15 protein-coding genes are annotated in these 15,036 nt (G+C 63.4%); 7 read left to right on the forward strand and 8 right to left on the reverse strand.

Annotated elements, in window-relative coordinates; all coding sequences use genetic code 11:
* Positions 1-344 precede the first annotated feature (344 nt).
* The 8 genes from sucD to K1X15_RS15150 all read right to left on the reverse strand — a co-directional run bounded on the left by sucD (position 345) and on the right by K1X15_RS15150 (position 7,665).
* On the reverse strand, positions 345-1,250 hold the full coding sequence (gene sucD, locus K1X15_RS15115; protein ID WP_220304439.1) for a succinate--CoA ligase subunit alpha: 906 nt from the start codon (positions 1,248-1,250) through the stop codon (positions 345-347).
* Between the two features lie 61 nt (positions 1,251-1,311).
* A complete protein-coding gene (locus K1X15_RS15120) occupies positions 1,312-1,842 on the reverse strand; it encodes a hypothetical protein (RefSeq protein ID WP_220304440.1) in 531 nt (176 codons plus the stop codon).
* Positions 1,843-1,846: 4 nt separating this feature from the next.
* Positions 1,847-3,040, reverse strand: a complete 1,194-nt coding sequence (sucC, locus tag K1X15_RS15125) for an ADP-forming succinate--CoA ligase subunit beta (RefSeq protein ID WP_220304441.1) — start codon at positions 3,038-3,040, stop codon at positions 1,847-1,849.
* A gap of 88 nt (positions 3,041-3,128) precedes the next feature.
* Positions 3,129-4,091, reverse strand: coding sequence for a malate dehydrogenase (mdh, locus tag K1X15_RS15130; RefSeq protein ID WP_220304442.1), 963 nt, complete (start codon positions 4,089-4,091; stop codon positions 3,129-3,131).
* 143 nt (positions 4,092-4,234) lie between these two features.
* Entirely contained in the window at positions 4,235-5,383 is a 1,149-nt protein-coding gene (zapE, locus tag K1X15_RS15135; protein WP_220304443.1) for a cell division protein ZapE, read from the reverse strand.
* Between the two features lie 77 nt (positions 5,384-5,460).
* The gene (locus K1X15_RS15140; protein WP_220303849.1) at positions 5,461-6,390 is read right to left on the reverse strand and encodes an IS110 family RNA-guided transposase; all 930 of its coding nucleotides are present in this window, start codon (positions 6,388-6,390) and stop codon (positions 5,461-5,463) included.
* A 265-nt stretch (positions 6,391-6,655) separates the two neighbouring features.
* Entirely contained in the window at positions 6,656-7,258 is a 603-nt protein-coding gene (locus K1X15_RS15145) for an AprI/Inh family metalloprotease inhibitor (protein ID WP_220304444.1), read from the reverse strand.
* Positions 7,259-7,431: 173 nt separating this feature from the next.
* Positions 7,432-7,665: a hypothetical protein gene (locus K1X15_RS15150; protein WP_220304445.1), complete on the reverse strand. Its 234-nt coding sequence runs from the start codon at positions 7,663-7,665 to the stop codon at positions 7,432-7,434.
* 210 nt (positions 7,666-7,875) lie between these two features.
* Here K1X15_RS15150 and K1X15_RS15155 point away from each other — a divergent pair, with 210 nt between their 5' ends.
* The 7 genes from K1X15_RS15155 to K1X15_RS15185 all read left to right on the forward strand — a co-directional run bounded on the left by K1X15_RS15155 (position 7,876) and on the right by K1X15_RS15185 (position 15,010).
* Positions 7,876-8,976 carry a microcin C ABC transporter permease YejB gene (locus K1X15_RS15155; protein WP_220304446.1) on the forward strand — a complete coding sequence of 367 codons (1,101 nt, stop codon included), beginning with the start codon at positions 7,876-7,878 and terminating at the stop codon, positions 8,974-8,976.
* On the forward strand, positions 8,973-10,106 hold the full coding sequence (locus tag K1X15_RS15160; RefSeq protein WP_220304447.1) for an ABC transporter permease: 1,134 nt from the start codon (positions 8,973-8,975) through the stop codon (positions 10,104-10,106). Before K1X15_RS15155 ends, K1X15_RS15160 begins: the two co-directional genes overlap by 4 nt.
* 34 nt (positions 10,107-10,140) lie before the next feature.
* The gene (locus K1X15_RS15165; RefSeq protein WP_220304448.1) at positions 10,141-10,398 is read left to right on the forward strand and encodes a hypothetical protein; all 258 of its coding nucleotides are present in this window, start codon (positions 10,141-10,143) and stop codon (positions 10,396-10,398) included.
* Position 10,399: 1 nt separating this feature from the next.
* Positions 10,400-10,909 carry a type II toxin-antitoxin system VapC family toxin gene (locus K1X15_RS15170; protein WP_220304449.1) on the forward strand — a complete coding sequence of 170 codons (510 nt, stop codon included), beginning with the start codon at positions 10,400-10,402 and terminating at the stop codon, positions 10,907-10,909.
* Positions 10,906-12,540, forward strand: coding sequence for an ABC transporter ATP-binding protein (locus K1X15_RS15175; protein WP_220304450.1), 1,635 nt, complete (start codon positions 10,906-10,908; stop codon positions 12,538-12,540). The genes K1X15_RS15170 and K1X15_RS15175 overlap by 4 nt, the downstream gene beginning before the upstream one ends.
* Before the next feature lie 33 nt (positions 12,541-12,573).
* Entirely contained in the window at positions 12,574-14,439 is a 1,866-nt protein-coding gene (locus K1X15_RS15180; RefSeq protein ID WP_220304451.1) for an extracellular solute-binding protein, read from the forward strand.
* A gap of 232 nt (positions 14,440-14,671) precedes the next feature.
* Entirely contained in the window at positions 14,672-15,010 is a 339-nt protein-coding gene (locus tag K1X15_RS15185; RefSeq protein ID WP_220304452.1) for a hypothetical protein, read from the forward strand.
* The last annotated feature ends 26 nt before the right edge of the window (positions 15,011-15,036 follow it).

The following is a 15,036-nucleotide window of genomic DNA, read 5'->3' on the forward strand; positions in this document are numbered from 1 at the left end:
CCAGGCCGGTTTCATGCGGTCCCTGATTTTGAGCGGATACTGACCGCTTATCCTTAGTATCCTGTTAAGTGTAACGGCCCCTGAGCAGGGCCGCGGCTCGATTGAAGTCCTGCCCGGTTCCGGCGTCACTGCCATATACCGTACAGTCTCCCAACAATTGGGTCCCGGTTAACACCGAACCGTGACCGAAGCGCGACCGACATTGGCCGCAATATCGGGGATTAAATCCCCCAGACACTCCATGCCGCCCTCGGGCCAGACCCGAGGGCCAATCTCCATCTCGTACCCTGTCACAGCAGGTCCTCGGGTCAAGCCCGAGGACGGCACCGTGGGTGGGGCCGCGATCAGCCGCGGAGCACTTCCGCCAGCGTCGCGCCGATGCGCGCCGGGGAAGCCGAAACCTTGATCCCGGCCGCTTCCATGGCCGCGATCTTTTCTTCCGCGCCACCCTTGCCACCGGAAATCACGGCGCCGGCATGGCCCATGGTGCGGCCAGGAGGGGCGGTGCGGCCTGCGATGAAGCCGGCCATCGGCTTCTTGCGGCCGCGCTTGGCCTCGTCGATGAGGAACTGGGCCGCTTCTTCCTCGGCCGAACCGCCGATCTCGCCGATCATGATGATCGACTTGGTGGCCTCGTCGGCCAGGAACATCTCGAGCACGTCGATGAACTCGGTGCCCTTGACCGGGTCGCCGCCAATGCCGACAGCGGTGGTCTGGCCGAGGCCCTCATTGGTGGTCTGGAACACGGCTTCATAGGTAAGCGTGCCGGAGCGCGAAACAATACCGACCGAACCCTTGGAGAAGATGGAGCCCGGCATGATGCCGATCTTGCATTCTTCGGGGGTCAGCACACCGGGGCAGTTCGGCCCGATCAGGCGCGACTTGCTCTTTTCCAGCTTGGCCTTGACACGGACCATGTCCATGACCGGCACGCCTTCGGTGATGCAGACGATCAGCGGGATTTCCGCATCGATGGCTTCCTCGATGGCAGCGGCGGCACCCGGAGGCGGCACATAGATGACCGAGGCATTGGCACCGGTCTTCTCCTTGCCCTCGGCAACCGAGGCAAAGATCGGCAATTCGGTGCCGTCGACACCCGAGGACCAGACCTCGCCACCCTTCTTGGGGTGCGTGCCGCCGACCATCTTGGTGCCGAAATAGGCCAGGGCCTGCTCGGTGTGGAAAGTACCGGTCTTGCCGGTCAGCCCCTGCACAAGAACCTTGGTGTCTTTGTTGACGAGAATGGACATCTGTTTCTCTTCCGTCTTGGGCGCTAGGGCCCACATTCATGCCCGCTGCAAAGCGGGAGGTTTACTGTCCGCCCGAAGCGGCTTTCGGCGTGATGATGGTGAGCTGGATGACAAAGCCGACCTCATCCCAATGGGTGATCAGCAGGGTATTGTCGTCGTCCGTGCCCATGAGGCTGGCGTAGGTGCCGCCGCTCTCGCTGGTGACATCGCCCCGGTAGCGGTCGAGACCGGCCAGGGCCTCGATGGCAGCTGCCCCCTTCCCCCTGGGTTCGGCCACGTCGAGCCGGCAATAGCCAAGGGTGGTTTCGGGATAGCTTTCGACCAGGACGAACAGGTCGCCCCAGCCGATGCCGGGAATGTCACGGCTGGCGGAATAGGAGCGAATGAACGGGCTCTCGGAGTCCTGCTCATAGGCATCCCAACCCGCCTCGATCGCGGCATCAACTGCCAGGACGTCGCCTTGCGCAAAGGTCTCGCACACTTCCAGAGCCGCCACGGCCTCATCGGCCGGGGACGACTTGGTCTTTCCCTGAGCCAGGGCGGGCTGGACAGCCAGCGCCAGACCCAGGAGAAGGGCGAGAGCCTTGCGCATCGGCCTAGCCCTGCACCGCCTTGACGATCTTCTGGGCCGCGTCGTCCAGATCATCGGCGGAAATGACGTCGAGGCCGGAATTGTCGAGGATTTCCTTGCCTTCCTTGACGCGGGTGCCTTCGAGACGAACCACCAGCGGCACCTTGAGGCCGACTTCCTTGACCGCGGCAATCACGCCTTCGGCAATGACGTCGCAGCGCATGATGCCGCCGAAGATATTGACCAGGATACCCTTCACGGCCGGATCGGCGGTGATGATCTTGAAGGCCGCAGTCACCTTCTCCTTGGAGGCACCGCCGCCAACGTCGAGGAAGTTGGCCGGCTCGGCGCCATAGAGCTTGATAATGTCCATGGTGGACATGGCCAGGCCCGCACCATTGACCATGCAGCCGATATTGCCGTCGAGCGCCACATAAGCGAGGTCGTACTTGGACGCTTCGATTTCCTTGGCGTCTTCCTCGGTCAGGTCGCGGAGCGGCTTGAGCTCTTCGTGGCGGAAGGACGCGTTATTGTCGAACGAGACCTTGGCATCGAGCACGCGCAGATGGCCATTGGTCATGACGATCAGCGGGTTCACTTCGAGCAGGCTCATGTCCTTTTCGGTGAAGGCCTTGTAGAGGATCGGGAACAGGCTCTTGCCGTCCTCGGCTGCCGCGCCATCGAGCCCCAGGGCAGAATTGATCTTTGCCACATCGGCATCGGTGACGCCGGCCATCGGGTCGATGGCGACGGTGATGATCTTTTCAGGCGTGTGCTCGGCCACGGCCTCGATATCCATGCCGCCTTCGGTGGAGACCACGAAGGAGACGCGCGAGGTGGCGCGATCGACCAGCAGCGAACAGTAGAGCTCGCGGGCGATATCGGCACCATCCTCGATATAGAGGCGGTTGACCTGCTTGCCGGCGGGGCCGGTCTGCTTGGTCACCAGCGTATTGCCGAGCATTTCGCGGGCATTGGCGATGACGTCTTCGACCGACTTGGCGAGGCGCACGCCGCCCTTGGCATCGGGACCCAGTTCCTTGAACTTGCCCTTGCCGCGGCCGCCGGCATGGATCTGGCTCTTGACCACATAGAGCGGGCCGGGCAGCGCCTTGGCAGCGGCCTCCGCTTCGTCAGCCGAGAAAATGGCAACGCCCTGGGCAACCGGCGCGCCATATTCCTTCAGCAGCGCCTTGGCCTGGTGTTCATGGATATTCATCGTTTTCCCCTTGGGTGGGCAGACATTCATCCGGCATTTCTGGAGCCGGAAAGCCAAAAGCCGCTGGCGGCGCCAGCGGCTTGTCTTGTTACGCCAGCTTCGGCGCGATCTTCTTGCACGCCTCGATCAGGCCTTCCACGGCACCGACCGACTTGTCGAACGCCTTTTGCTCGGCAGAGTTGAGCGCGATCTCGACGACCTTTTCCGCGCCACCGGCGCCGATGACGACCGGCACGCCGACATAGGTGCCCTTGACGCCATATTCGCCATTGAGCTGCACTGCGGAGGGCAGCACGCGCTTCTTGTCCTTGAGATAGCTCTCGGCCATGGCAATGGCGGACGCTGCGGGGGCATAGAAGGCCGAACCGGTCTTCAAGAGACCCACAATCTCGGCGCCGCCGTCACGGGTGCGCTGGATGATCTCGTCGAGCTTTTCCTTGCTCATCCAGCCCATCTTGACGATGTCGGTGAGCGGAATGCCGGCCACGGTCGAGTAGCGGGCCAGCGGCACCATGGTATCGCCATGGCCGCCCAGCACGAAGGCATTGACGTCCTCGATCGAAACACCCAGCTCATCGGCGATGAAGTGGCAGAAGCGCGAGCTATCGAGCACGCCGGCCATGCCAATCACCTTATTGGCGGGCAGGCCGGAGAACTTCTGCAGCGCCCAGACCATGGCATCGAGCGGGTTGGTGATGCAGATGACGAAGGCATTGGGGGCATATTTGGAAATGCCCGCGCCCACCTGCTCCATCACCTTGAGGTTGATTTCGAGCAGGTCGTCGCGGCTCATGCCCGGCTTGCGCGGCACGCCGGCAGTGACGATCACCACATCGGCACCCTCGATGTCCTTGTATTCGGACGTGCCCTTCATCTTGACGTCGAAGGACTGGGTGACCGCCGACTGGGCGATGTCGAGCGCCTTGCCGGGGCCGACACCATCGACCACGTCGAACAGCACGACGTCACCGAGTTCCTTCTGGGCCGACAGCAGGGCCAGCGTCCCGCCGATCTGACCTGCACCGATAAGGGCAATCTTCTTGCGCGCCATAAATCCTCATCCCGGACTGCGTTGAATTGGCGCACGTCTTAACCCTGTCAGGACATACGGGCAAGTGAACCCTTCGTCGTAAACGGAGAAACGGCCTTGCTCATGGGCGATAGGGGTATGCCTTTTAGGCATTGGCCAAACGATTACTCAGCGTCGGACGGGGCCGCATCGCGCAGGCCCTTGGCCAGATACTCCTCCGACTGCATCTCGGTGAGGCGCGACAGGGTCCGCTGGAACTCGAACGCGGTCTTGTCGTCGGCGCCCAGCTGTTCGAGCGGCACGGCGAAGCTTGCGGCCAGCTTCACCCCGCGGTCGTAAAGCGAGTCGATGAGCAGGATGAAGCGCTTGGCCGCATCGGACTTCGTCCGGTCCATTTGCGGCACGCCATCGATCACCAGAGAGTCGAATTGATGGGCGATCCGCACGAAATCGCGCGTGCCCAAAGGCTTCTCGCAGAGGTCCGAAAAACCGAAACGCGCCGCGCCCATTGATGCCAGCGGCACATGGATCTTGCGCCCGATGCTCTCGACCACGGCGGGCGCCCCCGGCTCCCCGCCGGTGATGCGCAGCCACATCTGGTCCATGGCGTCCCGCACCTCGGGTCCCGTACCGAACGCGAAGACATGCTGTCCGGCAAATTTCAGGCGTCGATAGTCCTGCTCCGAGGGCAGGCCCGCCACCACGGTCTTTTCCTTGAGGAGTGCGATGAACGGCAGGAACAACTGCCGGTTGAGCCCGTCCTTGTAGAGCCCGTCCGGCACCACATTTGACGTGGCCACGAGCGTCACTCCACCCGCAAACAGCTTGGAGAACAGCCGGTCGAGCAGCATGGCATTGGTGATGTCATGCACGTGGAATTCATCAAGGCAGAGCAGTCGCAGACCGGATTTGAGAATGGGCTTGACCACCGCCTCGATCGGATCGGCATCGTCATCCTTGCCGCGGGGAGATTTCCGGAATGCGGAAATATCGGCATGCACCTCGTCCATGAATTCATGGAAATGCACCCGCCGCTTCGCCGCGAACGGCACGGCGGCAAAGAACAGGTCCATCAGCATGGTCTTGCCGCGCCCTACCTCGCCATGGAGATAGAGCCCGCGCGCGCCATGGGCCGGCTTTTCAAAAAAGCCGAAGACCCGTTTGGGCTTGCGGGCGACCAGATCGTGAAGGACCCGGTCGAGTTGCCCGGCCGCTTCCACCTGTGCCGGGTCGGGCGTCAGCGCGCCGCGGGCGACGAGGTCGTGATAAGCGGCCAGGACGGGACCGTTTCGTGCGGAGGTACTTGAAGACATGAACTGATCCGGAGCCGCCCTCGGGCCTGACCCGAGGGCCAGTCGCCACACCCATTGCGTCGAGAGCGGCCCCCGGGTCAAGCAACTGTCGATTGTTTGACGATGGCACTGAGGATTGTGATGAACTTTCTCATTGCGGCGTTGATGGCGACCTTGAAGGGTTTGCCGTTGGCCCTGAGGCGGTCATAGAAGGTTCGGAGTGCAGGACTGCGGGCCTTCAGGGCGCTCAGGGTTGCCATATAGAGGACGTTTCTGACACTGGCGCGTCCGCCGCTGCATCGGCCGGGACGTGCCGTTCGCCCCGATTGCCTTGCATGCGGGGCCACCCCGACCAGGCTGGCGAGCTGTTTGGGCGTGGCATGGCCCAGCTCGGGCAGATCGCAGAGCAAGGTAGCGGCCAGAACCGGGCCGACACCCGCCACAGCGAGCAGGATCTCATAGCGCGCCTTGAGGTGGGTTGCGCGGATATGGCTGGCGATCTCGGCATCGAGCCGGGCAATGTGGCCCCCGACCATGGTGTGCATGCGGGCCAGCATGCGTCGCACCATCGTGTCGGTAGCGATATCGAGCCGGGAAACGAGCTTGTTGCGTTCGGCAATCAATTGCCGGCGCAGGCCGGCCAGCTCGTCCAGCCGCTGGCGCGCCGGGTCGCGTTGATAGTCGTGCTGGCCGGGCGCCAGTTGCACATAACAGGCGATCATCCTGGCATCGATTGGATCGGTCTTGGCATGGCGACCCAGGGCGTGGGCCAGAGCCCGCACGCGGGCGGGTGGAACCAGACAGACCGCAAACCCGGCTTGTGCGAGCACGTCCAGTGCCGCGCGCTCATAACCGCCCGAGGCTTCCAACCCGATCCGCTGCACGCCCAGACGGCGCAGCAGCCCGACCAGCCGTGCCAGCCCTTTGGGGGCATGGTCCACACTCAGCACCTGGGCGCCGGGCAGGACATGCACGTCCAGCCGATCCTTGGAAACGTCGATGCCCGCGACGATGGCTTCTGATATCATCTCTCTCGCCTCTCCCTGGCTTGTGATGCGGGCAACTGCCCTCACAACTGTTCGGGTTTAGGGAAGAGCCGACAGGACCCTGCTTAACCTCGGCCGATAAGGCCTGTCCGAGGACGGTCGCTGTCAACCCGGGAGTGCGGCTGCGACCGCCTCCCGGGACAACTTAATCAGATATCGTCGATACAAGCCCGAGGGCGGAATTGTGGATGAGGCAGCCGTCCGTGGAAGGAAAAAGCCGGCCCAATCGGACCGGCCTTCAAAGACTTTAGCGGGCCATCGAGACGGCCTGGCCGCCGCCCATGGTGCCGATATAGCGGCCGCCCGAGGGGGCGAGGAAAGCGGCGATATTGCCGTTTTCATCATAGAGCTGGAGCTGGCTACCCACCTGCTGCCAGCCAGTGACCGAAGCGATCTGCGGCACGGTGCAGCCCGGCGCCGAGGCGCGGTAGTAATTGGTGCCGGTCTTGGCGGTGAGCGGCAGGTTGAGGCGACAGGTCTGGCCCGCAGCCACCACGTTCCAGGCACCTTCCGGGCCGGTCGACACCCCGGTCGTCAGCGGTGCGCCCACAGTGGTGATCGAGCCGGCACCCGTGCCCGCCACGGGGGTGGTGGCGCTGGCAGTGGTCGTGGTCTGGCCGCCCAGGACCGGCTGGCCGCTGAGGCCTGGCGCCGGCGTGCCGGTGGCACCAATGGCCGGCAGCGTCGTCTGCTGCACGGTGGAATTCTGCACCGGCTGCAACTGCTGGGGCTGGCCCACGACATTGAGATTGGCGGTGTTGGTCCGGCTTGACGGGGAACAGGCCGCCGCCAGAAGGGCGAGGGCCGCAAGGCCGATAACGGATGAAGCGCCGCGCTTCCAATCCTGCATTGATCACTCCTGCCGCGTTGGCTTAATGCATATTAACACTTGTGGCGGCTTATACCCAAAGCCTCCACCCGGTTCAATTGCCCGACCCGCATCAATCCGCCTCTCACACCAATGTGGCCGATTTAGGCAATCTCGCGCAATCAGGCGATTGCGCGCCTGGCGACACCTGGTGATCAGGGCGTCGATCCCTCCATGTCCCGCAGCAGGTCTTCGGCCAACGCAGTGGCATCGGCCACTTCGTCCTCTGGCACCTCCACGACAAATCCCTCCGGACCGAACAGGTTGGGTACGCCGGGCAAGCCGCCCTCGCGCGGATCCAGCGGATGAAAGCCATGCGCCCTGAGCGCCACGATCAGCACGCGGGCAACGGACTGGTTCTTGACCTGGATGATGGGGGCGAATTTCATTTTGGGCTCCGTGTTGGGCCCATGGTGGCCGAGTGCGCCAAGCCGGGCAAGGGCCTGCGGCGACCGCACCTCGCGGCCGCTGGGGTCGCACGGCTTGCCAAGGCGTCATCGAAATGTTGCATTGGGAGAAATCCGTCACTGCATGGTGATTTGCCCGAGCGTCGGCGCTGGTCACCATGGGGACCGGTCTTTCATGTCGCCGGAGCAGGAATGGGCGCCTATATCCTTCGCCGCCTCTTGCTGATGATCCCGACCGTGTTCGGTATCATGGCCGTGTCGTTTCTCATCACCCAGTTTGCGCCGGGCGGCCCGGTGGAGCAGGCGCTGGCCAACCTTTCGGGCCAGAATGCCAGCATCACCGAGCGCATCACCGGCAGCCAGGCGGGCGACTTTTCCGGCCAGCCCGGACAGGGCGGCAAGCAAGGTTCGGGCTATCGCGGCAGCCAGGGCCTGCCGCCCGAACTGGTGGCGCGGATCGAAAAGCAGTTCGGCTTCGACAAGCCCCCGCTCGAGCGCTTCTTCTCGATGCTGGGCAATTATCTGCGCTTCGACTTTGGCGAAAGCTATTACCGCGATGCCTCGGTCATCGACCTGGTGCTCGAAAAAATGCCGGTTTCGATCTCGCTGGGCCTCTGGATGACGCTGATCTCCTATGGCGTCTGCATCCCCCTGGGCATTGCCAAGGCGATCCGCGACGGGTCGCGCTTCGACGTCTGGACCTCGACGGTGATCATCGTCGGCTATGCCGTGCCCGGCTTTCTCGTCGCCATTGCACTGGTCGTCCTGTTTGCCGGCGGCTCATTCTGGTCGATCTTCCCGCTGCGCGGCCTCACCTCGACGGGCTGGTCGACCTTTCCGTGGTGGCAGCAGATTTTGGACTATTTCTGGCACCTGGTCCTGCCCATCACCGCCATGAGCCTGGGGGCCTTTGCCACGGGAACCCTGCTGACCAAGAACTCCTTCCTCGACGAGATCGGCAAGCAATATGTCGTCACCGCCCGCGCCAAGGGCCTGACCGAGCATCAGGTGCTCTATGGTCACGTCTTCCGCAACGCCATGATGCTGATCATTGCCGGCTTCCCCGGCGCCTTTCTCGGCGTGTTCTTCGGGGGCTCGCTGCTGATCGAAACGATCTTTGCGCTCGATGGGCTGGGGCTTCTCTCTTATGAATCGGCCGTCAATCGCGACTATCCGGTGGTCTTTGCCACGCTCTATATCTTTTCCCTGCTTGGCCTGGTCATCGGGCTGATCTCGGATCTCGCTTACATGTGGGTCGATCCGCGCCTCGACTTCGAGGGCCGCAAGGCATGAGCGAGACCAAACTGGCCGAACCGATGTCCAGGCCTTCGCGCCTCTCCCCGCTCAACCAGCGGCGCCTCGCCAATTTTCGCTCCAATCGCCGCGGCTGGTGGAGCTTCTGGATATTTCTGGTGCTGTTCGTGGTGACGCTGGGCGCCGAGTTCGTCGCCAATGACCGGCCGATCCTGGTCATGTACCAGGGCGAGCTGATGGTCCCGGCCTTTGTCGACTATCCCGAGGCCAGGTTCGGCGGCTTTCTCGCCACCACCAATTTCCGCGACCCCTTCATCGCCGACGAAATCGAGGCCCATGGCTGGATGCTGTGGCCGCCCGTGCGCTTCAACCACAACACGGTCGACACCTATATCGCCTTTCCCGGCGCCAACCCGCCCAGCTGGCTGCTGACCCGTGACCAGATCTGCCAGCGCTATCCCCAGGGCGTGGACGACCCCAACTGCAACTGGGGCAATTATCACTGGTTGGGCAGCGACGCCGGCGGCCGCGACGTGCTGGCCCGCCTGATCCACGGTTTCCGCATTTCCATCTTGTTCGGCCTGGCCCTGACCATCCTCTCCTCGATCATCGGCGTGGGCGCCGGCGCCATTCAGGGCTATTTCGGCGGCTGGATCGACCTTGTCGGCCAGCGGCTCATCGAAATCTGGACTTCGGTTCCCTCGCTCTACCTGCTGCTGATCATCTCCTCGGTCATTGCCCCCAGCTTCTGGGTGCTGCTGGGCATCCTCCTGCTGTTCTCCTGGGTGACCCTCGTTGGCATCGTGCGGGCCGAATTCCTGCGCGCCCGCAATCTCGAATATGTCAACGCCGCCCGCGCCCTCGGCGTCTCCAACCGCATCATCATGTGGCGGCACCTCCTGCCCAATGCCATGGTCGCGACGCTGACCTTCATGCCCTTCATTCTCTCGGGCTCGGTGGCGACCCTGACCTCATTGGATTTCCTCGGCTTCGGCCTACCGGTAACTGCACCCTCGCTGGGGCGCCTGCTCGCCGAGGGCAAATCGAGCCTGGAGGCTCCCTGGCTGGCCCTGACCGGCTTCTTCACCGTCGCCATCATGATGACGCTGCTCGTCTTCATCGGCGAAGCCATCCGCGACGCTTTCGATCCCAGAAAGACGTTCCGATGATGTGTGATATGGTGACGGCCGAAGGAGGCGAACGATGAACAAGATCGTGCGTGAGCATTACCCGGTCGAAAAGCTACCCGAGGACTTGCGACGGCTGGTCCCGGAGGCCGCCGAAGTCACCGTCGAAATAACCGTTGCCGAACCTGAAAAGCGGGCTGGCACAGGACTGCCATCCGGCACCGAAACGGCCGCAGCCATCCGGAAGCTGCGGGCCCAACATCCGAACCAGAAGCGGACGATGGAGGACATCGTTTCCGACGTCAGGGCATTGCGCGACGAGTGGGACGACTGACTTGCCCTTCAGCCGCATCTACCTGGACAGCAATATTCTCATCGCGGCGCTGGGCGGCGACACTGATCCCCGCATTGCCATGCCACTTCTGGAGATGATCGGCCTGGTCGGCGTCGAGACCGAGCCGCCTTTCGTGACCAGCGAGCTCACTCTCGCCGAAAGCCTGGTTCACCCTATCCGCAACGGCGACGTACGGCAGGAACAGGGCTATGAGAACGCGCTCACCACAAGTGGCTGGCTTTCGGTGATCCCAGTTTCCCGTGGCATCCTGTGGGCGGCGGCGAGCTTGCGCGCCACCTATACGCGATTGAAGCTGCCCGACGCCATTCACGTGGCGACCGCACTTGGCGCGGACTGCCCGCACCTCCTGACAGCAGATGCGGGGCTGGTCGACAGCTACCGCGCCGGGGCTTTCCGCGAAGGTGTCTGGCAACATGGCAAGACATCGACCCAGATCGTCCGGCCAGACGACGCAACCCTGAAGACTATCCAACACTGGCTATCGACTTGACCGCGCCCCTGCTCTCGGTACGCGACCTGACCATCAGCTTTGGCGCCTTCGAGGCGGCGCGGGATGTGTCGTTCGACATTGCGCCGGGCGAAACGCTGGCGCTGGTGGGCGAGAGCGGTTCCGGCAAATCGATGACGGCCCTGTCGACGCTGCGCCTCCTGCCGCCCAGTGCCCATCTCGATGGCGAAATCCTGTTCGAGGGGGACAACCTGGCCGGCGCCGACGATGCAACCCTGCGCGCCATACGCGGCAATCGCGTCGGCATGATCTTCCAGGAGCCGATGAGTTCGCTCAACCCGGTCCACACCATCGGCCGCCAGATCGCCGAAGTACTGGTCCTGCACCAGGGTCTCAGGCGCAACGCCGCCCGCGCCCGTACCCTGGAACTGCTCGATGCGGTCGGCATCCCCGACCCGGCTTCGCGTCTCGAGGATTATCCGCACCAGCTCTCAGGCGGGCAGCGCCAGCGCGTGATGATCGCCATGGCGATCGCCAACGATCCGAAGCTGCTCATTGCCGACGAGCCGACCACAGCGCTGGACGTGACGGTGCAGGCGCAGATCCTCGACCTGCTCAAGTCCCTGCAGCGCCAGCATGGCATGGCCATGCTGTTCATTACTCACGACCTCTCGATTGTCCGCCGCATTGCCGACCGCGTCTGCGTCATGACCCAGGGCGAAATCGTGGAGAGCGGACCGGTGGAAACCATCTTCGCCGCGCCTCGCCACGCCTATACGAAACATCTGCTTGCCGCCGCCCCGCGCGGTGAACCGCTTCTGCCCGCCCCCGATGCGCCCACGATCGTCGAAACCAGGGACCTCAAGGTCTGGTTTCCGATCAGGCGCGGCCTGCTCCGCCGCACCGTCGGGTACATCCGCGCGGTAGACGGGGTCGACCTGGCCGTCCGCAAGGGCGAAACCCTCGGGGTGGTGGGCGAAAGCGGCTCGGGCAAGTCGTCTCTGGGCTATGCCGTGCTGCGGCTCATTCCGTCCAGGGGACGTATTGTCGTGCTGGGCAACGAGGTGCAATCGCGCTCCTGGCGCGCCCTGCGGCCCCTGCGCAAGCACATGCAGATCGTTTTCCAGGACCCCTTCGGGTCACTCAGCCCGCGCATGTCGGTCGGCGAGATCGTCGAGGAGGGGCTGCGCGTGCACATGCCTCGCCTCACCCCGCCCGAGCGCACCGAAAAGGTCGCTGCCGCCCTGCGCGAAGTCGGCCTCGATGTTGAAACGGCCGGCCGCTATCCACACGAGTTCTCCGGCGGCCAGCGGCAGCGGATCGCCATTGCCCGCGCGCTGGTGCTCGAACCCGATTTCCTGGTGCTGGACGAACCGACCTCGGCGCTGGACGTCTCCATCCAGGCGCAGGTGATCGACCTGTTGCGAGCCATCCAGCAGCGCCGGCAATTGAGCTATCTGTTCATCAGCCATGACCTGCGCGTGGTGCGGGCACTGGCCCATCGCCTCATCGTCATGCGCAACGGGCAGGTGGTCGAGCATGGTCTCGCCGCCGACATCTTCGCCGCGCCGCGCGAAGACTACACGCGGCAATTGCTGTCGGCCGCCTTCGACCTGGCACCACCCGGGAGTGTGAACGCCGATGCATTGCCGTTCCGCCCCGGAACCGAATAACCTCATGCCCGAACACCTTCGTGGAGCCGCACAATGACGCTTCCCTTCAAGCTTTCCGCGCTGCTGCTGGCGGGCCTCACGGCCATCAGCCTGGCGCCGCCGGCCATGGCGCAGACGCCGACCGACACCTGGAGCAATTCCTTCCAGCTCGAAGGCGAGCCAAAATATGGCCCCGACTACACCCATTTCGACTATGTCAATGTCGATGCGCCCAAGGGTGGCACGGTGCGCCTGGGCGACCTGGGCGGCTTCGATACGTTCAACCCCATCCTGCCCAAGGGCGAGACGGCGGGCGGCATCGGCCTGCTCTACGAGACGCTGCTGACCCCGTCGGCCGACGAGATCGGCACCTATTACGGTCACCTGGCCGAGGCGCTGAAGATTGCCCCGGACTACAGCGCCGTCACCTTCCGCATGGACCCGGATGCCCGCTGGCACGATGGCGAGCCGGTGACGGCCGAGGACGTGGTCTGGACCTTCGAAAAGCTAATCGAGGTCAATCCGGACCGGGCCCAATACTATGCCAACATCACCTCGGCCGAAGTGACGGCGCCCGGCGAAGTCACCTTCACCTTCGACCAAAGCGACAATCGCGAACTGCCGCTGATCCTGGGACAATTGCTGGTGCTGCCGCAGCACTGGTGGGAGGGCACGGATGCCGAGGGCAAGCCCCGCGACATCGCCGCGTCGACGCTGGAGCCGCCGCTCGGCTCGGGCCCCTATCGCCTCGCCAACTTCGAGGCGGGCCGCTCCATCACCTATGAGCGCGTGCCCGACTATTGGGGCCTCGATCACCCCACCCAGGTCGGCCAGAACAATTTCGATGAGTATCGCATCGAATATTTCCTCGACCTCACCGTGATGTTCGAGGCCTTCAAGGGCGACCAGTTCGACTGGTGGAGCGAGAACCAGGCCCGCCGCTGGGCCACCGCCTACGACTTCCCCGCCGTCACCGACGGACGGGTGATCAAGGAGCTGTTCCCGCAGGACTATGCCGATAGCGGCGTGATGGTCGGCTTCATCATGAACCTGCGGCGCGACAAGTTCGCCGACCCGCTGGTGCGCCAGGCGCTCAACTATGCCTTCGACTTCGAGGAACTGAGCAACACCCTGTTCTATGGCCAGTACGAGCGCATCGACAGCTTCTTCTTCGGCCTGCCCTTCAAGTCCTCGGGCCTGCCTGCGGGGGAAGAACTCGAAGTGCTTGAAAGCGTGCGCGACCTGGTGCCGCCCGAGGTCTTCGATACGCCCTATACCAACCCGGTCAGCGGCGATCCGGGCAAGCTGCGGGCCAATCTGCGCACCGCGCTCGACCTGTTCACCCAGGCCGGCTACCACCTCGAAGGCACCCAGATGATCGGCCCGGACGGCCAGCCCTTCACCTTCGAAATCCTGCTCAATGGCCCGACCATCGAGCCGGTAGCGCAGAACCTCACGACAAACCTCGCGCAAATCGGCATCAATGCCACCATCCGCACCGTGGACAGCCCGCAATTCATCAACCGCGCCCGCAGCTTCGACTATGACATGATCTATTCGGGCTGGGCCCAGTCCTATTCGCCCGGCAACGAACAACGCTTCTTCTTCGGCTCTTCGACGGCCAATGCGGAGGGCGCGCAGAACTATGCCGGCATTGCCGACCCGGCCGTGGATGCACTGATCGAAAAACTGATCGCGGCCGACGACCGCGAAACACAGGAAGCGGTGACCAAGGCATTGGACCGGGTCTTGCTGGCCAAACACTTCGTGATCCCCAGCTATACGCTGCGCACCACCCGCTCGGCTCGCTGGGACCGCTTCAGCCGCCCGGAAAACCTGCCGGCCTTCTCCTCGGGCTTTCCCACGCTCTGGTGGTGGGACGAGGCCAAGGCGGAAAAGACCGGCGGGGCGGTGCAGTAGCAGTTCGGTAGGCCCAACCTCGCCGGAAGGGACAATGCTCCCGTTTGCGGGAGAATGTCCGGCCATGACATGACGCGGGCCAGACAGGAACGAGGTACAAGTGGCTGCCGGGAGTAATGCACACTTACTGGCCCGAGCGGACAGCACCGAGGATCATCAATTGCCCGCCCACCTCCGACGCACTCTGAAACTGGTCCTAGGAACTATCGCTGCTCTGATTGGGACCACCACTGTGTTCTCCCAAGATTTGCCAGCGGAAATCGCATTGCTTCAGCGCTGCGGAGCCATGTTCGGGCTAATGGAAGAAGTGGCCAAGGCGGCGGGAAATCCATACGCTGCAATTATATACGGTACGAAATTTAACAACATAGCGAGCAAAGTAGAAGAATTCTACGGAATTTCACCCAAAGGGAAAGAATTGGCCGAGGCTGCCGTTCAAAAGCAGGTTGATGTACTAATAGTCATCTCACTATTCTCGTCGCGCAGGGATGAGGCCAGTCATTTGTTGAGTGATGTTCTGCATGCGTGCGATGCAAGTCCTCTGATCCCAAGTGCGATCCCAACCGACTAGCCAATCTGGTCGCCTGGTGCCCCGCA

Source organism: Devosia salina (assembly GCF_019504385.1).
GTDB classification, from domain to species: Bacteria; Pseudomonadota; Alphaproteobacteria; order Rhizobiales; family Devosiaceae; genus Devosia; species Devosia salina.